The 26,328-nt window shown below is 34.1% G+C and carries 22 protein-coding genes; 16 read left to right on the plus strand and 6 right to left on the minus strand.

Annotated elements, in window-relative coordinates:
* Positions 1-123: 123 nt before the first annotated feature.
* From OXQ85_RS19355 to OXQ85_RS19390, 8 genes are all read left to right on the plus strand, one after another.
* Complete coding sequence (locus OXQ85_RS19355; RefSeq protein WP_267406604.1) at positions 124-384, plus strand: helix-turn-helix domain-containing protein; 261 nt, start codon at positions 124-126, stop codon at positions 382-384.
* A gap of 485 nt (positions 385-869) precedes the next feature.
* Positions 870-1,529 carry a TetR/AcrR family transcriptional regulator gene (locus OXQ85_RS19360; RefSeq protein WP_267406605.1) on the plus strand — a complete coding sequence of 220 codons (660 nt, stop codon included), beginning with the start codon at positions 870-872 and terminating at the stop codon, positions 1,527-1,529.
* A complete protein-coding gene (locus OXQ85_RS19365) occupies positions 1,530-2,852 on the plus strand; it encodes an AarF/UbiB family protein (protein ID WP_267406607.1) in 1,323 nt (440 codons plus the stop codon).
* Positions 2,853-2,996 (plus strand): DUF2256 domain-containing protein, encoded by a 144-nt coding sequence (locus OXQ85_RS19370; RefSeq protein WP_267406608.1) that lies wholly within the window; start codon positions 2,853-2,855, stop codon positions 2,994-2,996.
* A 19-nt stretch (positions 2,997-3,015) separates the two neighbouring features.
* Positions 3,016-4,494, plus strand: a complete 1,479-nt coding sequence (locus tag OXQ85_RS19375; protein WP_267406609.1) for a cryptochrome/photolyase family protein — start codon at positions 3,016-3,018, stop codon at positions 4,492-4,494.
* Positions 4,494-4,775, plus strand: coding sequence for a TIGR03643 family protein (locus tag OXQ85_RS19380; protein WP_267406610.1), 282 nt, complete (start codon positions 4,494-4,496; stop codon positions 4,773-4,775). The genes OXQ85_RS19375 and OXQ85_RS19380 overlap by 1 nt, the downstream gene beginning before the upstream one ends.
* A 12-nt stretch (positions 4,776-4,787) precedes the next feature.
* The gene (locus OXQ85_RS19385) at positions 4,788-5,486 is read left to right on the plus strand and encodes an SDR family oxidoreductase (protein ID WP_267406611.1); all 699 of its coding nucleotides are present in this window, start codon (positions 4,788-4,790) and stop codon (positions 5,484-5,486) included.
* Between the two features lie 40 nt (positions 5,487-5,526).
* On the plus strand, positions 5,527-6,174 hold the full coding sequence (locus OXQ85_RS19390; RefSeq protein WP_267406612.1) for a MarR family transcriptional regulator: 648 nt from the start codon (positions 5,527-5,529) through the stop codon (positions 6,172-6,174).
* 236 nt (positions 6,175-6,410) lie between these two features.
* On the opposite strand, the gene OXQ85_RS19395 is transcribed toward OXQ85_RS19390, so the two are convergent.
* From OXQ85_RS19395 to OXQ85_RS19405, 3 genes are all read right to left on the minus strand, one after another.
* Positions 6,411-7,577: an MFS transporter gene (locus OXQ85_RS19395; protein WP_267406613.1), complete on the minus strand. Its 1,167-nt coding sequence runs from the start codon at positions 7,575-7,577 to the stop codon at positions 6,411-6,413.
* Positions 7,578-7,649: 72 nt separating this feature from the next.
* Entirely contained in the window at positions 7,650-8,231 is a 582-nt protein-coding gene (locus tag OXQ85_RS19400; protein ID WP_267406614.1) for a TetR/AcrR family transcriptional regulator, read from the minus strand.
* 752 nt (positions 8,232-8,983) lie between these two features.
* The gene (locus OXQ85_RS19405) at positions 8,984-9,340 is read right to left on the minus strand and encodes a prevent-host-death protein (protein WP_267406615.1); all 357 of its coding nucleotides are present in this window, start codon (positions 9,338-9,340) and stop codon (positions 8,984-8,986) included.
* 393 nt (positions 9,341-9,733) lie between these two features.
* On the opposite strand from OXQ85_RS19405, the gene gndA reads away from it, so the two are divergent.
* The 3 genes from gndA to pgl are packed head-to-tail and all read left to right on the plus strand — an operon-like array spanning position 9,734 to position 13,376.
* Entirely contained in the window at positions 9,734-11,152 is a 1,419-nt protein-coding gene (gene gndA / locus OXQ85_RS19410) for an NADP-dependent phosphogluconate dehydrogenase (protein WP_267406616.1), read from the plus strand.
* Positions 11,153-11,165: 13 nt separating this feature from the next.
* Positions 11,166-12,647 carry a glucose-6-phosphate dehydrogenase gene (zwf, locus tag OXQ85_RS19415; RefSeq protein WP_267406618.1) on the plus strand — a complete coding sequence of 494 codons (1,482 nt, stop codon included), beginning with the start codon at positions 11,166-11,168 and terminating at the stop codon, positions 12,645-12,647.
* A 21-nt stretch (positions 12,648-12,668) separates the two neighbouring features.
* Entirely contained in the window at positions 12,669-13,376 is a 708-nt protein-coding gene (gene pgl, locus OXQ85_RS19420) for a 6-phosphogluconolactonase (RefSeq protein ID WP_267406619.1), read from the plus strand.
* 255 nt (positions 13,377-13,631) lie between these two features.
* Here the strand turns inward: pgl and OXQ85_RS19425 are convergent, their stop codons facing one another.
* Together OXQ85_RS19425 and OXQ85_RS19430 are read right to left on the minus strand one after the other, a co-directional pair.
* A complete protein-coding gene (locus tag OXQ85_RS19425) occupies positions 13,632-14,045 on the minus strand; it encodes a VOC family protein (protein WP_267406621.1) in 414 nt (137 codons plus the stop codon).
* 170 nt (positions 14,046-14,215) lie between these two features.
* Positions 14,216-18,718: a fibronectin type III domain-containing protein gene (locus tag OXQ85_RS19430; protein WP_267406623.1), complete on the minus strand. Its 4,503-nt coding sequence runs from the start codon at positions 18,716-18,718 to the stop codon at positions 14,216-14,218.
* Positions 18,719-19,382: 664 nt separating this feature from the next.
* On the opposite strand from OXQ85_RS19430, the gene OXQ85_RS19435 reads away from it, so the two are divergent.
* The 5 genes from OXQ85_RS19435 (at position 19,383) to OXQ85_RS19455 (ending at position 24,746) form a co-directional block, all read left to right on the plus strand.
* Positions 19,383-20,129 carry a LuxR C-terminal-related transcriptional regulator gene (locus OXQ85_RS19435; protein ID WP_267406625.1) on the plus strand — a complete coding sequence of 249 codons (747 nt, stop codon included), beginning with the start codon at positions 19,383-19,385 and terminating at the stop codon, positions 20,127-20,129.
* Between the two features lie 131 nt (positions 20,130-20,260).
* Entirely contained in the window at positions 20,261-20,929 is a 669-nt protein-coding gene (locus OXQ85_RS19440) for a hypothetical protein (protein ID WP_267406626.1), read from the plus strand.
* A gap of 287 nt (positions 20,930-21,216) precedes the next feature.
* Positions 21,217-22,242, plus strand: coding sequence for a hypothetical protein (locus OXQ85_RS19445; protein WP_267406628.1), 1,026 nt, complete (start codon positions 21,217-21,219; stop codon positions 22,240-22,242).
* A gap of 3 nt (positions 22,243-22,245) precedes the next feature.
* Positions 22,246-23,181 carry a hypothetical protein gene (locus OXQ85_RS19450; protein ID WP_267406630.1) on the plus strand — a complete coding sequence of 312 codons (936 nt, stop codon included), beginning with the start codon at positions 22,246-22,248 and terminating at the stop codon, positions 23,179-23,181.
* Complete coding sequence (locus tag OXQ85_RS19455; protein ID WP_267406631.1) at positions 23,178-24,746, plus strand: hypothetical protein; 1,569 nt, start codon at positions 23,178-23,180, stop codon at positions 24,744-24,746. The genes OXQ85_RS19450 and OXQ85_RS19455 overlap by 4 nt, the downstream gene beginning before the upstream one ends.
* A 61-nt stretch (positions 24,747-24,807) precedes the next feature.
* Here OXQ85_RS19455 and OXQ85_RS19460 read toward each other — a convergent pair whose 3' ends face one another.
* On the minus strand, positions 24,808-25,614 hold the full coding sequence (locus tag OXQ85_RS19460) for an HAEPLYID family protein (protein WP_267406633.1): 807 nt from the start codon (positions 25,612-25,614) through the stop codon (positions 24,808-24,810).
* Positions 25,615-26,328: the final 714 nt, after the last annotated feature.

Here is a 26,328-nt window from a genome sequence, read left to right on the forward strand (position 1 = left end):
CGTCATAATTTCCACATCATTCCTGAAAATTCTTAATTAGGCCACTAATCCGTAATGCTATTGTTTTCAATAGATTGATGTATCAAATTTGTAAAACAATTAGTAAATACAAATCCGGAGTCTATGAAAATAAATCTTATTACAATAGAAGATCTTCAGGAGTTCAAAACCGAATTACTTGAAGAAATTAAAAATCTTTTTTACATTAAAAATTCAGAGCAGAAATTATGGTTAAAATCATCAGAGGTTAAAGAACTTCTGAAAATTTCTACCGGAACATTACAAAATCTACGCATTAATGGTAGCTTATCTTTTACCCGTATTGGTGGTACATTATATTATAATTATAAGGATATCGAAAAAATGTTGGAGAATAAGGAGTAATTAGCTTTCTACTTACAATCTAAATTTATAGAAATGAATTATATAAAACATCTTACTGGCTTTTACGAAAAATTACTTCTTGATAATACTCTTAATCCTACTCTCGAGATGAGGTTATGCGGATCAGTAAAATAAATTCAAAAGCGACTTATCATAAATGTCTGAAGAACCTACATTCTTTAGGTTATATTGATTACCAACCTTCATACAATCCTTTTAAAGGGAGTCAGGTAATTATGTTTGATTTTGCAGGAAATTTAAAACCAACATCAAAATCAGTAAAAGGAAATAGTTAACCATTATAAAAAAGTGATTTTAAGATTTAAATTGTCACATGTTTCAGGAAAAAAATCCAGATAATAAAAAACTAAAATCTAATTGTAAGCATTAGTTATATTTTGAATCATTGTTATAGTACAAATTTATACTTTATTTATTTAATTAGTAAAATTTATTACTAAATTTGTTGATAAATAAAATCAATAATGGAACCAAAAAATATAATTACAGAAGACAAAATATTTGAATTGTACGGCGATTACATTCTGAATCACGGCGAAAGACCAAAAAATGTTTACCGTTTCGCAAAAGACAATGAGTTTGAAGAAAAAGACTTCTACGATTACTTTTCAAGCTTTGAACAGATTGAAAAATTAATGTTGGTCAATCTTTTCAGTAAGTCTGTAGAATTGGCTTCAGAAGTTAACAGTTCTGATGAGATCACGTCGAAAGAAAAACTTTTAAACATCTATTTTATCTTTTTTGAAAATATGACGATGAATCGTTCGTTGGTTTTAATGATTTTAGGAAATGACAAGTTACATTCCGTAAAAATCTTAAATCAGCTTAAGGAAACGCATCGACATTTTATCAAAACTTTAGATTTTAACGATTGTGAAATGATTCAAAAAGCGAAAGATGACGTGAAAAATTTCCACGAAAAGGCTCGTGAAGAAGCATTTTGGCTTCATTTGGTTTCCGCCATTGAGTTTTGGAAAAAAGACACTTCGCCAGCATTCGAAAAGACAGATATTTTCATTGAAAAAACCATTGATACCGGATTTGAACTGATGGATAACGAACCTTTGAGAAAAGTAGTTGACCTCGGGAAGTTTTTATTCAAAGAAAAATTTAAAAAGAATTAGATGAAGACACTCAATAAAATACCAACCGGAAAATTAGAAAGAACCAGTAGTTTGTTGAAAGCAGGCGCAAAAGTTGGCGTCAATTACATCAAATATTACGGAAACAAAATAACAAAAGATAAAGATGAGGACGAGGCAAGAAAAACTTTAAATGAAGACAACGCGACCGACATTTACGATTCTCTGAAAGAATTGAAAGGTTCTGCATTGAAAGTTGCGCAGATGCTAAGTATGGAAAAAAATATTCTTCCGCAGGCTTACGTTGAAAAATTTTCTTTGTCGCAATTTTCAGTTCCGCCACTTTCGGGAGCTTTGGTAAAGAAGACTTTTAGAAAATATTTCGGAAAAAATCCTGAGGATCTATTTGATGAATTCACGAATGAATCTGTCAACGCAGCGAGCATCGGACAAGTTCATAAAGCGAAGAAAGACGGTCAGAATTTTGCCGTAAAAATTCAATATCCCGGAGTGAGAGAAAGCATTTCGAGTGATTTGAAGATGGTAAAACCGATTGCGATGAAAATGTTCAATATCAAAAAAGAAGGTTCGGAATCTTACTTTCAGGAAGTGGAAAATAAGTTGTTTGAAGAGACGGATTATGATTTGGAACTGAAAAGAAGCCAGGAAATATCTGAAAAATGCGCTCATCTTCCAAATCTTGATTTTCCTAAATATTATTCTGAATTTTCTTGTGAAAGAATTATTACGATGGATTGGATGAATGGAAAACATTTCTCAGAATTCACAAAATTGGACAATTCTCAGGAAGATTTAAACAAAATCGGACAGACACTTTGGGATTTTTATATGTACCAAATGCACGTTTTGAAGAAGGTTCACGCCGACCCGCATCCCGGAAATTTTCTGGTCTCGGAAGATAAAAAATTGCTTGTGATTGACTTTGGATGCATTAAGGAAATTCCGAATGGCTTTTATAAACCTTATTTTGAATTGGCTAAACGTGAAAATTTGAATAATCCTGAATTTTATAAAGAAAAATTATACGAGCTTGAAATCTTGAGTGATAATGATTCTGCAAAGGAACAGGAATTTTTTACCAAATTATTCTATGAATTGCTGGAATTGTTCACAAGACCTTTCAACGTAGAAATTTTTGATTTTTCTGATGAATCGTTCTTTAAGGAAATTGCAGATTTGGGTCAGAAATATGCCAAAATCAGCGATATGAATGGGATGAACACCAACCGAGGTTCAAAACACTTTATATATCTGAACAGAACATTTTTTGGTTTGTACAATATGATGCACGATTTGAGAGCGAAAAATATCATCATCAATCAGTACAAAAATTTCATTGAATAAATGCCAGCCAACCTACCTTCGAAGATTTGTGAAGTCTGCGGATTGTCCTTCAATTGGCGGAAAAAGTGGAAGAAAAATTGGGACGACATAAAATATTGCAGCGAAAAATGCCGAAGAAATAAATGTTCAAAATCTTCAGATTAAATATAAAAATTTGAAAAATATGCCATCCAAAAAAGTAAGTACGGCGCAATTGATATTTCCGCATCAGCTTTTCAAAGACACGGATTATCTGGATAAAAATCAACGTGTTTTTCTGGTGGAAGAGTTCCTGTTTTTTAAACAGTACAAATTTCACAAACAGAAGATTGCTTTGCATAGAGCAAGTATGAAGTTTTATGAAGAATATTTGACCAAAGAAAAATTCAAGGTTGAATATATTGAAAGCACTTCTCCACTTTCTGATGTTCGGAATTTAATTGAATATTTAGAAAAAGAAAAATTTGAGAAAATTCTCATTACGGATGTTTGTGACAATTGGCTTGAAAAGAGAATCAAGGAAACGAAATTGGAATTAGAAATTCTTGAAAGTCCTTTATTCATCAATACCCGGGAAGATTTGAAAGAGTATTTTGAAGAAAAAAAATCTTATCATCAAACCGATTTTTACAAGCAACAGAGAATTTCCCGAAATATTCTGATGAAAGCCGGAAAACCAATTGGTGGAAAATGGACTTACGATACAGAAAACCGTAAAAAGTATCCTAAAAACAAAAAAGCGCCATCCGTTCATTTTCCTGAAAACAGTAAATATTACAAAGAAGCAAAAATATATACTGAGAAAAATTTTACTGAAAATTATGGCAATTTAACGTCATATCAACTCTATCCCATCACCTTTGAGGAAGCAGAAAATTGGCTCAATCAATTTCTGGAAATGCGATTTGCAGACTTTGGAGTCTACGAAGACAGCATCGTTGAGCGGGAACATTTTTTACATCATAGCGTTTTGTCTCCATTGCTGAATATTGGACTTTTGACTGCGGAATATGTTTTGAAAGAATCCATAAATTATGCTGAAGAATACAAAATTCCTGTCAATTCTCTGGAAGGATTTGTGCGTCAGATCTTGGGATGGAGAGAATTTGTGAGAGGAATTTATCTCTATCAGGGAACTTATCAGCGGAACAAAAATTATTGGAAACATCATCATCCGCTTCCCGAATCTTTTTATACCGGAAAGACAGAAATCAAACCAATTGACAGCACGATTTTGAAGGTTTTGGAGACAGGTTATGCCCATCACATCGAGCGGTTAATGATTTTTGCCAACTTTATGAATCTTCTGAAACTCAATCCGGATGATGTTTACCAATGGTTTATGGAGATGTTCATCGATTCTTACGATTGGGTGATGGTTCCGAATGTGTATGGGATGAGCAGCTTTTCTGATGGCGGAAAAATGAGTACAAAACCGTATATCAGCGGAAGCAATTACATTAAAAAAATGAGTGATTATGCCGATGGCGACTGGACGGAAAAATGGGATGCTCTCTTTTGGAATTTTGTGAACGACAATGAAGATTTTTTCAAAACAAATCCAAGATTGGGAATGATGTTGCGGACTTTAGATAAAATGACGGACGAAAAGAAATCTGAACATTTTAAAATTGCAAAACAGACGATTAAAAATTTAAAATAATGACGAAAGAATTTAATTTAATACAAACAGACCGCATCATTGAGATGGCTTGGGAAGACCGAACGCCGTTTGAAGCAATAGAATTTCAGTTTGGAATTACCGAATCTGAAGTGATTGAAGTAATGAGGAGAGAACTGAAACCATCGAGTTTCAGACTTTGGAGAAAAAGGGTAAATTCGGGAATGAGCCAGAAACATTTGATAAAGAGAAATCCTGAAATTGAACGGTTTAAATGTTCGAGACAGCGAACAATCAGTCATAATAAAATTTCGAAACGATAAAAACATAATAATATGAAAAACATAGTCATTATCGGTTGTGGACAGGGAGTTGGATTTGCCACTGCGAAAATATTGTCAGAAAACCATCACGTCATTGGTATTTCAAAAACTGAAAATTCTAAAGTTAAAAATTTAATTATTGAATTTCATCCAATGGATATTCTTTCGGGAAATCTGGATGAAATTAACTTTCCGGATGTAATTGACGGATTGGTTTATGCGCCGGGAAGCATCAATTTAAAACCATTTAACCGATTTTCGGTTGATGATTTTAAGAATGATTTTGAAATCAATGTTTTGGGTGCCGTGAAAACGATTCAGAAACTATTGCCTAATTTGAAGAAATCAGAAAGTGCTTCTGTTGTATTGTTCAGTTCGGTGGCTGCGAAGTTGGGAATGCCTTTTCACACATCGATTTCTGCGAGCAAAAGTGCTGTTGAAGGTTTGACGAAAAGTTTGGCGGCTGAATTATCTGCTCAGAAAATCAGAGTTAATGCGATTGCGCCATCTTTAACGGATACTAACCTTGCTTCACAACTCCTTTCAACGCCTGAAAAACGGGAAGCTTCAGGGAAGAGACATCCGTTGCAAAGAGTTGGAAATGCGGAAGAAATGGGAAAAATGGTTGAATTTTTATTATCTGAAAATTCAGCTTGGATTACGGGACAGATCATTGGGATTGACGGTGGTATGAGTAACATCAAATTGTAATCATTCTCAAAAACTAATATCTTTACCATAAATTACAGCAATGCAAACTGATTTTATCATAGAATTACTTCATCAAGTCAAAGAATTTGAAAATTCCGGCGCTTACAAACCCAATGCGAATGTAGACGATTTTCGTGTGTGGATGAATGATAAAAAATATGCCAATGAAAGTCCTACAAAACTTTTTAAAAATGAAAATCATCAGGTTTCTTTTACCGAAAACGAAATTTGCAAGCAAGTTCTCTTATTGGGTCGATATTCTAAATTATTGATAAGAAAAGGTTTGGGAGAATTTCCAGAGTTGGCTAATGAGGAATTCACTTATTTGTATCGATTGAAAGATGAGCCTTATTTAACAAAAATTCAGTTGATTGAAAGAAACGGTCACGAGAAGCAAACCGGTACTCAAATTATCAAAAGATTATTGGAAGCAGGATTTTTAGAAGAAAAAAATGATGCAGACGATAAGAGAAGTAAAAGATTAAATCTGACCAAAAAAGGCGAAGAAATGTTCCACGCCTCGGTTTCTAATGTCAATTTAACTTCAAAAATTTTATCCGGGAAATTAAATGATTCTGAAAAGTCTGAATTCCTTAAGATTTTGAAAAAGCTGAATGAATTTCATTCTCATATTTATACTGATTACAAAAGCGCTGATATTGGAGAGATTATCAAAGTTTTTGGATAAATTTTAATTAGCTATATACTCAAATGGCATTTAGTACCTCTAAAATATTATGTTTATCTGCAACTAAATGATTTATATATACTCCTGTCGATTTCATAAACGCTAAAAATGGCTCCAATTTAATCCAAATTGAGCCTTTTTTTGTTTTTTATTCCATAATAATCCAGATTAGCATTTTTATTGCTTTAATAAATTTAGGTACGAAACATCAAAAAATAATTTTTAGTAAATGATACCTATTTCTCACTTACGTCTCGATCAAGCCAGGCTCTCCAAAAAATTACAATAAGCGCCAGCAGACCAAATCCAACACCTATCCAAGGTGTAACGGATATTCCATACTGACCAATAAACCAACCTCCGGTAGCAGTGCCTAATGAAACTCCCAGATTTCCAAATGAGGTCTGCAAACTATTCGCAAATTCCTTGGCGTCAGATGCTGCCGAGACCATGTGCCCGACACCTATCAGGAAACAAGGTCCGTACATAATTCCCCAAAATCCCACCACTACTGCTATGCTGAGCATTGAGCCATCTGTATATTGAAATGCAAATGGAAGAAGAAACGTACCGGCAAGGAAAAACAAAGTGGTCCAGATCATATACTTCCCTAATAAGCGACCTGCCAAAAAGTTTGATATCACACCCATTACACCAAATAATAAAAGCATATAACTGATCTCCTGTGTACTTAATCCTTTCTCTTTCGACAAATAATCTGCAAAATAACTGTATGAGCAGAACCATGCAGTGATTAGCAGTAGATTTACTGCCGTTCCAGCAATGAACTTTGGTCTTGTCAAAATACCCAATTGGCTTTTATAAGACCTCACTTCTTGATCAGGCATCGAAGGCAAATATTTATAAATGCTGATCAGTGTTATCAAGATCAATAATCCTTGAATAACATAACTCCACAGCCAGGAATAGATACTTGCTATAAATGTGGTAAAAGGGATCAAAGTTACCTGAGCAAGTGCAATTCCACCGATAATAATACTGGTCAATCTCATCTGCATTTGAGGAGAAGCATCTTTGGTCGCAGCTGCAATGACCATTGAAAAGAAAGCCGGATGCAGAAATGTTGGCAATATTCTAAGTATTATCAGCAACCAGAAGGGTGGGCTGAAACTTGAGAAGAAATTTGAGATCAAGAACAATCCAAGAGCATACATCATAATTTTCTTCTTGTCAAATTTTGAAAGATACAAGACCATAAATGGCCCTGTAAGCGCAATTGTTAATGCGAATGCACTTAATAAGTAGCCTGCCGTTGCTATATTTATTTTGTAATAGTCAGCGATCTGAGGCAAGATGCCGATGACACCAAATTCTGTACTGATAATTCCGATAACGCCTAGACATCCCATATAGGCTATCTTTTTATTGAGACTTAAATTCATATTAAACTGAACGGTTTAAAAAAGGTTAAAAAAATATTGTTTGTTATTATTTACTGGAAAATGCTGTTATAATTAGGCTTTGATCATTTTGATCAAGGTTTCAATCATATCGTAGATGGTCTTGCGGTTTTTGTTCAAAGCATAATTTTTGAAAAGTGCGCTGGAAGAACCGGAAAGAAAAGCAGCCGTCAATTTTGGATCGAGATCACCTTTTATACAACTTTGCTCCTGCCCTTTCTCTATAATTTCAAAATAGATCTTTTCGATCTTTTTTTCATTGCCAGCCAACAACATTCTGACATCTTCATCAGTCAAAGCTACTTCAAAGGCTATTTTAACAGCCAGACATGTTCTTTCCTCGCTTATGCTCTGGTCAATTGCTAACCGTAATGTCTTTCTTAATGTTTCAATGGCATCGGATTGCGAATCATTTAAGACACTTTCATATTCTGAAACCTTAGACTTCATATACTTGGTCAGGCATTTAATGAGCAGTGTTTTCTTATCTCCGTAAGTAAGATAAATACTGCTTCGGTTGATTCCCATACCATTTTCAAGGTCTGTGATAGAAGTGGGATGAAATCCATGTTTCCAGAAAAGTTCCAGCGCAACTTCCAATTTTTGCTCGTAATCAAATTCTTTGTTCCTTCCCATAATGTTGCAAAGGTAAATAATAAACTGTTCGGTTTAAAATAAATATTAAATTATTTTTATATACTATAAACCTACCAAAGAACCATCTTTAACAATTTCCCAAGTTTAAATAGTATAATTTAATACTACTTAACACCATCAAAATATTATCTATATCTGCTAATAAATGGTTTGAATAGAGTCCTGTTAAATTCACTTGACAGAATTCTTTATTTCTTAATTCCACTTATAAATCTTACATTCAATTTCCTTTATAAAAGGGTTTATTTTAATTTCAAGTTTTTCTTCGAGTTCTTACATAAATATTTCATCTAAGGAATTTCTTAAAAGAAAAAAGGATATTAAATTTCCAATACAAATTCTAAAAAGCTTGTTCAAAATTTAGTAATCTTATTTGCAAATTGAGGGCCTTTCAAAAGATGCTACAGCGAAATGCTTATCAATAAAGGGATGAAGGGAGGTTACAAAATCCCTCACTCTCCGCCAGTTGGGAAACCAAAATAAGCTAAAACGCTGTAAATATCAATGTTTACAGCGTTTTTTGTTTTAGCTCGGGTATTAAAAAACCAAAATAGGTCACTATTTATATGTCCTATTTCAGAATAATCATACAACTTGGGAACTAAGCAAAAAGTTTTAGGATTGATCCATAGTATACCCAATTAAAATATAATAATAACAGAAATACTCTTTATCATATTTGTATAAAATATAATAAAGAGTATTTATATTGTTTCAAAGTTTATTGAAAACTAATTAAGATCGTAATTAGCAATCAACAGGCTTAAAAAGAAGTGAACGTAGTTCTGATCAACATCTTTTCTGTTGATTAATTTGTTTTTGTATTCGTAAGAATCTAATTGTCTTCTTAACTGCAGATAAGCCTCAAACTCATCTCCTTTAATTTTTACTCTAAAATTACCATCTCTTTTTGCCATGAGTTGATCGTCTAAAGTTCTTACTTTAAACAATGCTTCGCATAATTTACGAGACCTCGCTGGCCCAGCATATCTTTCTACTATATTAACCTTGAACGAATCAAATATAATTGTATTAAAAACAATGTTAGAGTTTGGTTCCTGAGTATTAAGCTCAAGTTTATAGTTCATGAATTTAAATTTCCGCAAATATAGGTTTAATTCTAACAAATAACCACTTTCTAGGTCGATTTTATTATAGTTTTTGAGTATTAAAGTTATGTTAAAGTCACATAATTGGGAATATTAATAGTGTTATAAATGCTTTTTATGAACCTGACCTGTTGAAATTTAGCTTCTTAAAAAATTATATCCTTTATGAGAGAGCTGATAAAAATCAGGATTTTTTTACATAAAAATAAAATCAATGATTTTCAACTTAGAAAAATCAATATAAGGTATGAGCTTATAAATGAGATAGATGCTAATCGAGACTTTATTTTTTCCTTCAATTTATTTTTTTACTTAAGTGTATTTACGTAATTTTATACTCCGTATAATAGAATTCATATTAAAGTAAGCAAAATGGAAAGATATAACTACGGTATGGTGGGGCTCGGTGTCATGGGGCGTAACCTTCTTTATAATATAGCCGATCACGGCTTTTCAATCGCTGGATTTGATCTCGATGCTGCAAAAATAAAAGAACTTGGTGACGAAGCTACTTCAGAAATGAAAGTAAAGGGTACGGGTTCTTTAGAAGAATTTGTAGCCGCTTTAGAAACTCCCAGAAAAATAATTCTTATGGTGCCTGCAGGAAAACCTGTAGATGCTGTTTTGGGAAATATTACACCTCTTTTAAGCGAAGGCGACATCGTGGTTGATGCAGGAAATTCTTATTTTAAAGATACTGACAGACGTATTGCTGATTTAGCATCAAAAAAATTACATTTCATGGGAATTGGAGTTTCCGGAGGTGAAAGTGGCGCTAGAAGAGGGCCGAGCATTATGCCGGGTGGAGATCAGGAAGCGTTTAATCTTCTTCAGCCGATGCTGGAAGCTATTTCGGCAAAAGTAGAAGGAGAGGCTTGTACAGCTTATATGGGCAAAGGTTCTGCTGGAAACTATGTGAAAATGGTGCATAACGGAATTGAATATGCCATCATGCAATTGATAAGTGAGGCGTATGATTTGCTTAAAAAAGGAGCTAATTTAAATAACGATCAACTATACGAAGTTTTCAAAGAATGGAATAATGGTGAGATGAATTCATTCTTAATTGAAATCACAAGAGATATTTTTCAGCAAAAAGATGATTTGGAAGAAGGCTATCTGGTTGACAAAATTTTAGATAAAGCCGGAGCAAAAGGTACAGGAAAATGGACTTCTGAGCAGGCGATGGAAATCGGAGTTTCTATCCCAACTATTGATATTGCGGTGACTTCAAGAATTTTATCGGCTTATAAAGATGAAAGGGTAAAAGCTTCTCAATTATATGCTAAAAACGAAATTTCTACGCCTGAAAATGTAGAGTTATTCATTAAAGAAGTAGGTGAAGCACTTTATTTATCTACATTAATTAGCTATGCACAAGGTTTAGCTTTATTGGTAAAAGCTTCTGATGAATACGGCTTTGATATTCCGTTGAAAGATGTGGTAAAAATCTGGAGAGGCGGTTGTATCATTCGTTCAGTATTGCTAGAGAAATTCTACTCTGCATACACTCAGGATCCTAATTTATCGAATATCTTGCTTGATAAAGAAATTTCAGAAATTGTTAAATCAAAAGTGCAATCATTAAGAAATACGGCTTCTTTTGCTGTTTCAAACGGTATTTCAAGCTTAGGAATTCAGACGGTTTTAGGATATTTTGATGCTTATACTACAGAATCTCTGCCGGTGAATTTAATTCAGGCTCAGCGTGATTATTTTGGAGCACATACTTACCAAAGAGCAGACAGAGAAGGGGTTTTCCATACTATTTGGCAAAGCGTAAATAATTAAAATTCGGAAAAAAATGAACGACAATAAAATCTTGCAGCCTACAACCATTATTATTTTTGGAGCTACAGGAGATCTGGCAAAAAGAAAACTTTTTCCGGCATTTTATAATTTATATATCGATGGCAGAATGCCTAAAGGCTTCAATATTGTAGCATTAGGAAGGGCAGAAAATACTGATGAAGATTTTAAAAATTATATCAAAGATAGTCTTAAAAACTTTTCAAGAAAAAAAATAACTTCAGAAGATTGGGCTGGTTTTCAGGCTCATATCACATATTTTCAACATCAGTTAGATGAAGAAGCTTCTTACAAGAATTTACATGAAAAGCTGGAGAAATTTGACAAAGTTTACGGTACAAGAGGGAACAGGTTGTTCTATCTTTCTATAGGTCCGAATTTTGTTTCCACGATTTCAAATCATATTAAAAATACATCGTTAGCATCTGATCCTCAGAAAGATCGTATTATTATTGAGAAGCCATTTGGTCATAATAAACAATCGGCTATCGAATTAAACAGTCTTTTAGCAGAAACGTTTGAGGAAGAGCAAATTTACCGTATCGATCATTATTTAGGTAAAGAAACGGTGCAGAATATTTTAGCTTTCAGATTCGGGAATTCTATTTTTGAACCTTTATGGGATCATGAACATATTGAATCTGTGCAAATTACCGTTGCTGAAGAGGTTGGTGTAGAAACCAGAGGAAGCTTTTATGAGCAGACAGGAGCTTTACGAGACATGATTCAGAACCATTTGCTTCAGATTTTATGTATGGTTGCCATGGAACCTCCTGCTTCGTTGGAGTCTGGCGAAATCAGAGATCGTAAAGTTGATGTTTTGAAAGCTATTCGCAGAATTTCTCCTGATAAAGTAGATCATTATGCCGTGAGAGGTCAGTACGGAAAAGGAACAGTAAATGGAGTGAAAGCTAAAGGTTATCGTCAGGAAGATGGAATTGCTCCGGATTCTAATACAGAAACTTTTGCTGCTGTAAAATTCTATCTGGATAACGAAAGATGGCAAGATGTGCCATTTTATGTACGTACAGGTAAGAAAATGAAAGAAAAACATTCTTATATTACGATTCAGTTCAAACCGCTTCCGCATTCTACTTTTTCAGAAAGCTCTCAGCTTTTATCAGCTAATCGACTGATTATCAATATTCAGCCTTTGATGGATATCAGGTTGCAGTTTATGACTAAAATGCCAGGTCTTTCATTAGATTTAAAACCTGTAGAAATGATTTTCGATTATTTTGCCTGTCAGGAAGATACTCCGGAAGCTTATGAGACGTTGTTGCTAGATGCACTTTTAGGAGATCTTACGCTGTTTATGCGTTCTGATCAGGTGGAAGAGGCTTGGGATGTTGTGAAAACAATTCAGGAAGCTTGGGAAAATACCAAAGATTCTGCTTTCCCGAATTATGAAGCGGGAAGCTGGGGGCCACAAGACAGTTTTGCTTTAACGGAAAGACAAGGGCATAATTGGGTTTAAAATTTTAATTAAATCAATAAAATGATTACAGTATTTGATAATTTAGATACATTATATAAAAAAGCGGCAGATACTTTTGTTGAACTTTCAGAAAAGGCAATTCAAAAGCACGATAAATTTGTTGTAGCATTAAGCGGAGGTTCTTCTCCAAAAGCTATTTTCAATTTATTAGCAACTGAAGAATATTCGCAAAAAATAAACTGGGGTAAAATTTATTTCTTCTGGGTCGATGAAAGATGGGTTTCTCTGAATGATGAGAAAAGTAATGCTAAAATGACTTTTGAAGCTCTTTTTGATAAAGTTCCGGTGAATAAAGATCATATTTTCCCGATGTATAAAGATGGTGTAGAGCCTGAAGATTATGCTAAAGAATATGAGCAAGAGATTAAAAATATTCTTGGTGAAGAAGGTGTTTTTGATTTTATTCTTTTGGGAATGGGAGATGACGGCCATACCGCTTCGTTATTCCCTGGTGAAGCCATTTTAGACGAAAAAGAAAAATGGGTTGATGCTTATTATCTGAAACCCCAAGAAATGTTCAGAATTACTTTAACGGCTCCAATTATTAATAAAGCAGAAAATATTTTAGTGGTTGCTTTCGGAGAGTCTAAAAAGCACGCTTTAAATGAAGTTTTAAACGGGAAATATAATCCTAAATTATATCCTTTACAACTTATCGAAAGAAAAGAAGGTTTTCAGTTTTTTACAGATGAAAAAGCAAAAGGCTAATTTTCATTAAACCTGAAAATTTAATTAATAAAAATAAAAACAGCATCATTAAAATAATAATGATGCTGTTTTTGTTTTTAGCGCAAAGGTCACTAAGAAATTTTTAAATTCATTCTGCATATTTTTCGTTCGCAAAGGCGTTTCACTCAGCTAAGGCTTTCTGTTATCATTTGCTGAACGAAGTGCCCTTGCGAGCGAAAAATAAAAAAGTAGAGTAGCCAAAATCTTAGCGAACTTTGCGTTTAAAATAAACTATTAAACCATTTTCGATTTAAATTTTTCAATTGCGGCTTCAGAAACTGGTGTAAAGAAATTTACTAAATTTCCATCCGGATCTCTGAATAATAAAGACTTATTTCCCCAAGGCATAACTGTCGGTTCCTGAACAATTTTAGATGATAAAACTTCTTTTAATCTCTCGAATTCCTTGTCTACATCGTGAACTAAAAATTCTATAATAACACTTTGGTTTTGTGCAGATTTTGCCACATGATCTCCTCCGAAAAGCTGTAATGTTTTTACACTTCCTATGGCAATTGTGGCATTTGGTGTTTGAATTTCCGCAAAATCAGGAGTGTACTGTATGGCTTTTGTAGCTATTATTTGCTCGTAAAATTTAACCAAATTTTCGATATCCGCCGTGATAATTCTTAGTGAAGCAACATTCATTTTAAATAATATTTTAATTATGAAACAAATGTAATGTGTTGTTAAGACAACAGTTTGTCAGTAGAGATTATTATTGTATCCACATTTAATAAAAATAAAAAAGCGAATCCTTTATAAAAAAGAATCCGCTTTGGTTAATAATATGAGAATAATTTGAATATGAAAATCAATTATTGTTTAATAAATTTCTTCTGAACTGAGCCTTGATCATCTTCTATATCAATAATATAAACACCTTTTATAAGATTGCTTACATCAATAGAATTGTTAAGAATTACTCCGTTTGATATTAATCTTCCCGAAGCTCCGTAAATCTTATAATTTGCTTTTGCACTAATGTTTGTAATATGCAAAGTTGTACTTACAGGATTTGGATAAATATGAATATCATCCTGATTTACATTATTTTGAATATTATTTTTAGAAATTCTTACGGTATAATCTTCTACTTCACCACTTTGGAAATTAGTACAGTTTACAGGTATTCCGTCTTTTTGTAAAGCAACTCTCATCACTACGTATTTATGATCTGTCAAGCTGATGAAAGCATCATTCGGAACATTGAAAAGCGTACTTGCTGTCGGGTTATTATTCGGGCCGTCTGCCAAAATTCTTTCATCAATATCAAACTCGCCGTTTCTGTTAAAATCAATCCAAACAGCGACTCCCGCTTCGGCATTTCCTGCAAGCTTTTTATCAATAATAAGCTGATTTCCTGTTGAACCTTGAATTAATTCAATAAATTTCAAATTGTTTCCGGTGTAATCAGAATAAGTTGATGCCACAGATTCATTAATCATTTCTGGTTTGCCATTTGGCTTTGCCGTTACTTTAGAAATAAATTCTGTAGAAGACGTTGCAGATGACATTGGGCAGTAAACTACCGTTGGCGTAGTGAAATAATATAAACTTGTGAAGTTTGCCGGAGTTCCGTTGCAGACATTGGCTACCTGCATTTCGTATTTTGTAAGCTCTAATAATCCCGTAATCATGTAATTATTTGTACTTACAGGAATATTAATCCAACTTGGAATACCCACTTTTCTATATCTTAAAATATAAGTCTCTCCCGGGAAAGCATCCCACGTAACATTCGCAGTTGTTGGAGTTATTGCTGTAATGGTAAGCCCTGGAGGAGGCATTTCACAAATTCTTTCTGTTATAAATACTTTTGGATTCGACCACGGATTTGCTGTTGTCTCACCTGCGCAAATATTTGCCACCTGAACTTCATATTTTGTGAAAGGATCAAGATTTTGAATGGTATATGAATTCGCTGGCGGTTGCGGAATAGTAGGTTCGTTCCAAAAGGTGGTTCCTACTTCTCTCCATCTTAAAATATAGCTTGCATTAGGCACAATTGGAGTCCAGGTTACTACTGCTGAATTCGATGTAATATTGCTGATAGCCAATGTTGGCGGAGTAGGATCGCATCGTGTAGTAAATGCCTGAACAGGAGTGTATGTGCCTATTCCTGTGCCTCCGCAAACTGCTGCAATTCTTACTTCGTAGGTTGTTGCTGGTGTTAATGCATCAATAAATAATGGTGGATTTCCTGCTATGATAGAAAGGTTCAATGTCGTCCATGCAGATGCTGGAGTTGTTACAGGTCTGTATTCTAAAACAAAGGCTGTGTTGTTGGTTGCTATAGCCCAGTTGATATTTACTGAATTATGAGTGATATTCGTGAATACAGGATTTCCTGGTGTTGCATTGCTGCATGGTCTTAATTTTACTGCATAGTCTTCTACTTCTCCGTTTGCAGGGTTTACGCACATTACAGGAGCGCTGCTTCTTTTTAAAACAACTCTCATTGTGGTATTGTAAGAGCCTGTATATATTCCGGTAGAAGGAACATCAAAATATGTCGATACAGGAGTTGTTGTACTTGCAGCCGATGTCATTATTCTTTCTGCATCTGTGAAAACACCGTCTCTGTCCCAATCGATCCACGCATATACTGCATCTGAATAATTGGTTCCCTGCCATTCTTTACTAACGGTCAATTGATTTCCAATAGATCCAATTTCCAAATTAATAAGCGTTTGAGGAGTGGTATAACTAATATAATTTGTCTGACCGGAAGCATTTTCCATTTCTGCAAAATTAACTGGCGTAACTTTTACATTTGAAATATAATCATTGGTTCCTGTTCCCGTCATACTGCAATATGTTAGTGGCGGAGTGGTAAATCCTATGCTCGCAGAAAATGCTCCTTGAGTTCCACTACAAATTGTTGCTACCTGAACCTGATAAGAAGTTTGCTCGTTAAGCGCGGTAATGGTATGATAACTTTGCCCCGCCGGAAGTGTAAGACCTGCTGCAGAAGGCATCCATGCGCCAGTGGTTCCTTGTCTCCATCTTATTACATAGGTTGCACCAGCTGTTGGCAACCAAGATACATACGCCGAATTGTGAGTGATATTATTTACTGCAATATTTGTAGGTATTGCTGTCGTACAAGGTTGTAAATCGATAAATTTAACGTAATAATCTTCAACTTCACCATTTCCTGTAAGCGGATCACAAGCATTGGTTGGAGTTAATGAATAAGTCATTACACGCATTTTAATTTTACTTGTTCCGATATAAGCATTTGCTGGAACATCAAAATTAACGGTAAGAGGAGTCGTGCTGGAATAACCTAAATTCATAATTCTTTCGCCACCTGCTATTGTGGAAGGATTATTATCAAAAATTCCGTCACCGTTAAAGTCGATCCAGGCATTGGTTGTATATGTTCCAGATGCGATTGCTCTTGCCACTGAAAGTGTATTATTGACAGAGCCTCTCAGCAAAGTAATAGTTTTGGTAGGATCTGAAGAGTAATCTGTATAAGTAGAAGGTCCTGAATCATTACTCGTTAAAGGAACGTTTGTTCCTACCATCGTTATGTTGCTGATATAAGCGTTCGTTACAGTCGCCGGATTTGCTGTACAATAGGTTAAAGCAGGCGTTGTGAAGTTAACAGGAGTAGAAAATGCGCCTTGAGTTCCGCAAATTGTTGCAATTTGTACTTCATATTGTGTAGATTCTGTAAGTCCCGGAATAACCAATGTGTTTGTAAATGGTGTTGTAACATTTATCGTTTGCCACGCTCCAGATGGTAATATTCTGTATTGAACAACATAGGTTGCATTCGCAGTAGCTGCCCATGAAACAGTAGCAGAAGTCGATGTTATATTATTTACTGTAATATTGGTTGGTGGGGCATTTGTACATACAGGTAAACTAGTTCCAGTCAGTTGAATTCTAGGAAGAACCGAATATCTGCTGATTCCCGTTGGCGGATTAGTAGGATCCGGATTAGTTATTGAATTATAATAAATCATTCCTCGGTTTGGCGTGGTAGAGTAGCTACCCCAATTGGCCGTACATGAAGTTCCTGTAGAGTTTTCGTCAACAGCAATTACCATATTGCTTGCGCCATCCCATAAAAAAGGGGTCGTTAATGGTATTTCAACCCAGGTTCCGGGTGTCATTGTCGGCAAAGTTCCTGAATAAACCTGCGTTAATGATGCAGACGGAACCCAGCTTGATGTGGTTGCGAAATCTGCCTGAGAAGTATTTCCCATATAGACTACCCATTGGTTATAATTTGCCTGCGCTGTACCAGTTGTCGAAACAAAAAACTTAACCGAAGTTATATAATTATTCGTACCGACAGCAGCTGCAACTTCAGTAGCAGTATAAATTTGCTGAGAATAATTAAATGACGAGCAAGAATATACAGGCAGGAAAGCGTGAGTTGCTGTTCCACCTCCGATTTGTCCTGGTGTGAATGCTGCGCCTGCTACCCATTCCGATTTATCTGTTGGCGAGCAGACGGATCTTACCCACCAGTAATAAGTGGTTCCTGCTACTAAAGGAGTCAAGCTTGCATCCAATGCTGCTGTTGGCGTTCCGGCAGTGGTTGATCCTGGAGGTGTATTGGTTGTTGAATAATAATATTCATATCCGTTTGCCGGAGCGGGTGCCGGAGACAAAGGAGCTGTCCAGTTTATGGTCGCAGAGTTTGGTGTAATATTCGTTACAGGCATATCTTCAGGCTCAAAACACGTTGGCGCTTCTATGACTTGTATTTCATCTAATAAAACATCATCATAGAAATCACCACCGCTAAGAACATCTTTGTCAACAGTAAATTTTAACTGAATTGTTGCGCCTACATAGCTTGATGCTAAAGGAACTCCCACTGTTCTCCATTCAGGGCTGTTAGAATTGCTGGCCCAGATTTGCACCCAGCCAGAGCCATCGTTTACTTCTAGTTTTAATTGATTGTTTTCCGCAGCAGGAACACTTCCGTTTAAAGCGGTAAGATGATCTTTAAACCATTCAAATTTTACATAAGGTGTCGTTAATCCCGTCAGATTAATTTCTGGACTGATCAATTCTACATTATGCTCGTTTACATTTGGTGTAGAGGCGTCTACCCATGCAAAAGTTCCTGCAGGCTTACCTCCGTTCCCTGTTGCTCCGTATCCTGCTGCTCCCGAAAACTTCCATTTTACATTTACGTTGGTGGAAGTAGTTGTGGGATTTTGATTCGTCCAACAGGTTGGAAGTGCAGCCGTACTAAATGATTGTAAAAAGGGTACGGGAAGTGGGGCACAGGTTTGCCCAAAGACGACCGTTCCCAATAAAAATAAAAAAATAGGTAAAAATTTTCTCATATAAATTATATTTTAGAGTTTAATGAAATGTTTAGTGCCTTTTTTGAAGGTTTTCATTTAATGATTTTGATTCTTTAATTATTAAGCAACACTCAACTTATGTCATTGTAATTTTAATGACAGATAATAAGTATAAAAGATAGCCACAAGAAGCAAAAGCCTCTCGTAGTGCATATACAGTAAACTAGCGGGCAAATCTACTATTTATTATTTCTCTAAACAGTGATATTGTAGACCTGGGAAATTAGGTAAAATGACTTTTTATTAAATATTTTTTCATGTTGGAATAGGATTATTTTTAAAATTTACATCTTTAGTAATGTGTGCATAAAGATAATTTAATAAAATTTTAATATTACTATACTTTTGTATAGTTTTGTAGTTAATATATCTATATTTAAAACTTTAATATGATAAAATATCTTTCTTTAATTTTTTTTCAGTAAAAAATTCTTTTGACGCACAAAATAAATTTTTATAAATATAATAATTTTTTTGTCTGAAATCAAAATTAAGGGAGATTTTAAAATCATTTTACTGCTTTATTTATAATGAAGTATTTGCTGATAATCATACATGGAAATTGATGCTCAGGTGAAATTTATTCAATAAACCTTAGCTCGTTTTTAGTTTTAATCACACCAAAATCAGATCAAAAAATATAATGAAGGATGCAATAAATTCGTTCTGTAAAGAGGATGTTTATCTGGAAAATAAAAAAGCCGGAGAAAAGTATTTGAATGTACTTCAAGCGATTGGTAAAAACATTTTTGGGAGTATCTATATTGTAGATCTTGAAACGCAGAAAATAGAATTTATTTCTGAAAAACTGTTTCTCTTTTCTGGACTAAAATCTTCTGAAGTTGAAAAGCTTGGATACAAATTCTTTCGGAAATATGCTAAAAAAGAAGATATCACAATATTAAAAAAAGTGCATACCGAAGGATTTAAATTCTATGAATGCCTCAATGAAGAAGAAAAAAAATCTCATACCATTACCTACGATTTTCATATAAAAAATGCTGATAGCAGGGATATTTTAGTCAATCATAAAATTACTCCTGTGGAAATTTCTGAAGAGGGAAATATTTCTAAAATTGTCTGCATTGCTTCTTATTCATTACATAAAACTGCTGGAAATATATGTGTAACTTCAAATACTTCCGACTCTTATTGGCGCTACAATCTCGACACCGAAAAATGGACTGAAGAATATAAAATCACATTGAAAATGAGAGAAATAGAAATTATACGATTGTATCTGCAAGGTTTAACGATTGATGAGATTGCAAAACAACTCTACGTTTCTCCAAATACCATAAAATTTCATCGCAGTAAATTATTCGAAAAAATTGGAGTCAATAATATTACAGAAGCGTTGTCGTATATTGTTTCTAATAATTTGATTTAAATTGAATATTAAATGGGCTAAAATTTTTACAAGATCATTATTTGTATAAAAATGATAACAAAAATCGCTTTTAACTTGAATATTCTTCTGAATACAGCTATCTTTCAAACTCAAAAATAAAATAACCATTCATGAAAGAAAATTTGAAGTATATTGCTAAACTTTCGACGATTGCTATTTCTAGCTTTTTAAAAATTAATCTTTTAGGTGCCTTTTCAACCATTTTACTCGTTGTAATTGAATTTATTCTATTAACCAAAGGTATTGATGCAGGACATTCTGGTCATGCGGGAGCAGCACCATTTCTCATTATGGTATTTTTGGCGAGACCGGTAGGTTCTATTCTTTGGCTAATTACATGTTTTGCGAGTCCGTTTTTATTTTTTACCCTTGGAAATCAATATATTTTATCGAAGCTTGCAAATAGATTAATTAATGATAAATCTGAAAGTGTTATTACTCCGATTTTGGATAAAATACTATCTGCAGTTCAGAAGAAACAACCTCAGGTAATGAGAAATACAGGTGATTTTACTTTAAATAAGCTTAAAGTTATTAATGTCATTAAAAATGATAAGTCTGAGAATAAATGGTTGAAAAAAATAATTGTTTTTGGAATGGAAAAAATTAAAATGGATGATATCGATTTTAATCAGGAAAACCTGAATTTTTATGATATTATTAAAATTAAAACGATCCAAAGTCTAAATAGTATTTCTGAACCGAGTCGAAATTTAATCTGGATTACAATTGGAGTTCAATGGGTTTTGTTCTTTTTTATTTGGTTGACTAAATATTAAAAGAACGACTGCTTCCTAGCCGTGATTGCAGCATTTGTTTGAGCTCATTTCTTTGTGTTTCGGCGGCGCGGCGAAGCCGCGCCGCCGAAACACAAAGAAATAGCGAGTGCGGAAAGCGCTTCAAAAAAAATACTAAATCTTTGAACTTTCTTATCTAAAAATTTCGAAATACAAAATTCACAAATTACGGGAAGCCGTAATTTTTTTTTGCTCATTGGTTGTAGTTTCGGGCATTATAAAATTAATGGTTTTATAAATAAAAGTTTATAAAAATAATTAAATGTCTTATGAATAAAAAAACTACACCATCGGATCTCTTCTTGGGAGTCCTTGCATTACTTCTCATCAGTGTCAGCTTTTACCAGACCTGGTTGGGCTTACAACAGATTTTCGGACCAGCATCTTTTGTTATTGCTTTGGTTCTTTCGCTTTTGCTTCTTTTTCTCTGTTGGTTGCTGAGAAGTGCTAAATTAGAAGGTAAACCTACTGGAAGCCTTGTGGGGATTTACATTTTCATCGCTTCATTTTGCTTCATTGCTAATTTTAATGCGTTATATACGAGGTTTATGAAGACGGATATTTACACAGATGAACTCAGAACCATCAATAAAAGCTTTACGGATTTGGAAGGAAACATTGAGTCTAAACTGAATTATAAGTACAATAAATCGACGACCCAAAATATTGAAATAAAGAAAAAACAATTGATGGAGCAGATTAAAGATCCCGGAAATAAAGGTATTGGAAGTCGTGCTCTTTCTCTGATCGCTGATATTGAAAAATTGACGGGACAAAAAGTAGATTTGTTAACACCTGTAGGAAATGATTATGCAGATCTTGCTGAAAGAATGGGCAATCAGATCGATAATATGGTTTCTGATTTATCTACCGAAGAGCGCGTACTGAAAACAGATATTAATCTTGCCACTGCAAAATGGAATAAAAACATTCAGGAATTGCTGCTTCTCTCTAAAAATGAGAAAGATAAACTGTCTCAGGGAATTATTGATGAGTCTCTTTCCGAATATAATAAATTGGGAAGCCGCGCAGAAAATGTGTTGGGAAAAGACAAAATCAGCTTTGAACCTTTGGTTTCCCAAACACAGGAAGTAGGAAAAATAGGTTTTGCATTTGAACATGCTATCAAGCATTTCGGAATGTATCAGTTTGTAGTGTTGGCGGGCTGTATCCTGCTGGATTTTGTGATTGTAATCATTATTTTATTGGTCACAAGCCCAGACAATAACAGAAATAACCGCGGAAGTGTATTTAACAACAAAAGAAGCGGAAGAACTTTAATTCCAAATAACTAAGCCATGGATAATCACGATAATTTTAAGCCGCTATCTTTCGACAGCGAAACAGAGGAGATGCTGAAACCTCTTTCTTTTGAAACAAATAACGACGTTCAGGAAGATTTTGTTCCGATTGCAAGAACCATTTCAAATGATATAAAAAATAAAGACAGCAACTTCGTATTTTTCTTTGGTACAGCAGAATCAGGGAAATCGGTGATTCTTTCTTCCATGTTGTATTATCTGCGTTCTCATGCCGGAGTTTTACGTCCGAAACTGGGAACTCCAAATTCGAAGGAGGCCAATGTACTTTTGTCAGATTTCTTTGAAAATATCAGACAAGGAGTTTTACCCAACAGAACCACGAGAGATCAGGTCACACGTCTGGATTTGGTTTTTGAACCGAATAATAAGTCTAAAAGGGTAGTCCCGATTGATCTTACTTTTTTGGAAACTTCGGGTGAAAATCACAACGAAATTAGAAGGGGAGGAAGTTATCATAGCAGCATTGAGTCTTTCCTGAATGCCAATATTCCGCTTACTTTTATCATTGTTACAAGTTATGAATCGGCGCACCGAGACGATAGCTTGATCAATGAATTTCTGGATGAGCTGGAGAGAAAAGGGAAAAATCTGAAATCAGTAAATGCTATTTTAATTGTTTCAAAATGGGACAAATCGGGAAGAATGGATGTGGAAAGCCCTGAAGAACTGGACGGTTTTGTAAACGAACGTCTTCCCATGACCGCGCAACGAATTGATACCTATGGTTTAAGCAAAACGTATTACACGATTGGAAGTGTACAAAATTCTGTCGGACAGGAAAAAGTAAGTCTGTTGAATCTTTCAACGGCTGAGGTTTTGTCGAAATGGCTTTACCGAAGCATTGTAGGCTATGATCTGGATTATGAAGGGACTTTTTGGGAGCGTTTAAAATTTAGTTTTACCAATTCATGAGCAGTTCTTATTTTTTTTGTGCCTTCGGGACTTTTGGAAATCCCAACGGCTTTAGGCAATCTTTGCTGGGGGGAAATGCAGAGTTAGCAAAGCAGATTAAAACATTTGATCTGAAAACGGATGCAATTAAGCTTTTTCCAAATACGAAACTCTATGGAATCCGAAAGGAAGCTGCGGCAGGACAGAATATTATTTCGTACTCGATCTATACTTTTGCGAAAGAGCAGAATTCCGAACGGGGAGGAACCTTCATCGGTTCAAGTTTGATTTTTCTGAATACTTCGGCGAACGAAAATCTTATTATTGATGTTTTGGATGAATTTCATACTAATCTGGAAAATAAAAATGTTCAGAATGAAACGTTTATTGTGAATCATTCAAAATATTTTTCCGTTTCAAAACCTAAAGATTTTGATAAAATCGGACTGAATGAAAAACCTTTGTATGATCTCAATTTTTCTCAAAGTACAGGAAATTATCTCGTTGTTTATTGTAAAACAGAACCTTCACAATTGCAGGAACTTTTTAACAGAACAACAATGCTTCTGAATGTTTACGATATGATCTATTTCACGGATGCTAAGGAGATCGCAGAATTTGTGAATCAAAAAGGAATCTTTAAAATTGTTGAAATTCCGGGGCTGAATAACGAGATTAAAAAATTTGATGATGAACAGAAAAGCTTGCTTGAAAAGACTATTCATTCTTATGAAAATGAAAAACAGAAATTAGGAGATGAACTAAAATTATTAATAAGCGAGCTCGAAAATAAAATTCAACTTAATGAAAAAAAGCATGCAGAAAATTCAGTTAAAATAGAAGAGTCAAAGGAAAAAATAAAAGCCGTAAATGCAAATTTCAATGAATTTGAATTAAAGCTAAATGAATGTATCAGTAAACTGAAATCAGGAGAAAAGTTAGTAGTAATAAAACAGTTTCATCAAGAAAATAAAAAGATTTTTACAGAAAAAATCAATCAAAACAGTAGAATTGAAAGTTTGTCGTCTTTATCGTCATCGTCAGCCACCAGGCAACGATCTCCGTCTTTGGCAATGAGTTCATCTTCTGATGAAGTGCTTTCCGGATACAGTAAGCAACCTGTAAAAAGCAAAGGCAATTCTCCTGTTTTCATGGTAATCTCTATGATTTTGGGACTGTCCGTCATCGGAATGTTGGTGTTTTATTTTATGTTTTCCAAAGAAGGAAAAAGCTTTATCAGTTCGCCAGCTGAAGAAAATTACGCTGGAAACAATGTGAAAGACACAATTAAACAAGAAATTGAGGCATTTATGGAACAAAATCATCTTAATCCATTTCCGAATGGTTTTTTGAATGAGAATGATGTCGCTTTTACAGGTGAAAAATTAAACACAGAAATTAAAATGGACAGTGTTTTGAAAATTATTTATAAAGAAAATCCTACAACGATTCAGGAATATTATAAACATCAGAAAAAGGATTATGCTGAATATTTATATAATGGCAATCCTGGCAAATTTGAAATACGGAATAATCGGGATACAATATTAATTAATACCAATCTTTCGATTCCAAATTATAAATAAAAAATTGATTTTAAACTAAATTCAACCTCTTGAAAACCTTATTAAAGAGGTTGATTATTTTCTATGGTTCAATAATAACTCTGAAAAAACTACTGAAACCTTCTTCTTTATGAACAGGAATGCCCGCCACGGCTCCAAGTGCCAGTTTTTTATTGATTTTTATTTTCACCTGCGGACGAATGGTCATTTCAAATTTACCGTGATCAAATTCTTTGTTAAATTCAACCCCAACAAAATGTCCGCTACCAGGAATTGTATAAATAAACGAAGTATTAATCTGCCAATCAATATTCATTTCTGACCGATCAAAATCGTGCTTAAACAGAGGTCCCGCATACATCAGCGTATGAAAATTGCTGCCCCATTTTTTGGCTGCGATAACAAAAGGATTGTATATGGTGCCAGTGAAAAGGTTGTTCTTTCCGTAATTTTTAAAATCAGTAAATTCAAAAACCTGTGTATATCCGGCTGCCAACGTAGTGTTGATTTTTTCAGAAACAAAAAAGGAATACTGCATAGAGAAACGTAAATTTTCAAGTCGATTTCCTGGAACTACTGAATTTTTTTCAGATCTCCTGAAAAAAGAAAAATCAGCTTCTACTTCCAATCCTAAACGGTTGACAGGGGCAAATTCATATTCCACTAAAGAAGAGTATTCACTGTACCCTTTATGATTTATAAATCCGGCGCCCAAATTAAATTCTTTTTCTCCTTTTCTTGCTCCAAGATCTCTTACTAGGTCGGCATAAAGGGGTTCGGCATGGGAAATTTTAATAGGTTTAGATTGACTCTCACTCTTTTGCGCAAAAATAAAATTGCTTAGAAATAAGGCTAAAATAATGATAAACTGTTGCTGTGTTGATTTCATACTGCAAAAAAGCAGTACAATTCTGGAAGGATTTGGGAATTGATTTTAATATATAATGGGGTGAAATTTAATTTTAATTAAAAATTTCGTTTTTATGGATTTAATAAATTGTAAATATATTTTTAATTTAAAAAATTACCGAGTGGGTGATTTAATCTTTAAATTGTTTTAATTGTCTTGCTGTGAGGTTTTTAGTGTGGAGCAAATGTTCTTGTATGTATCAAAATAATTCCTAGATTTGTGAAAGAATGCTATGGGTTTTCTTTTAAATCTATAGTGTTTTTAATATTGATAAAAAATGGATGTTTTCCGCATGAAATTTTTTGTCAGTTAACATGATAACCAAAAACACAAATTATGTTCTTACGATCAAAATTAAATTCTACCGAAACTTGTTATTCGTATAACCTTGATCCTTTGGAGATTGAGGTGTACTTTATTACCAAGAATTTTTATGTAAGGAATACTTCTTCCTTAATTATTTTTAAGGAAGAGTCGATTCCTTTTACTAAGCGATAAAAATCAAATTTAAATTAACCAAAAAAAAGCACAATTATTATGGAAGAAAACAACAACAATCACGAAGAAGACAGCGAAAAATATTATAACTCCGATTTTGGGAGACTGAATCATCCGGATGATCTAAAAAAATACTTTTCGATGCGGAGTTTTCAGGATTTTCTGAATGATCCGACCAACCCAATTGTCTACACC

It is taken from the genome of Chryseobacterium sp. GM_Chr_2, from assembly GCF_026540445.1.
Taxonomy (GTDB): domain Bacteria; phylum Bacteroidota; class Bacteroidia; order Flavobacteriales; family Weeksellaceae; genus Chryseobacterium.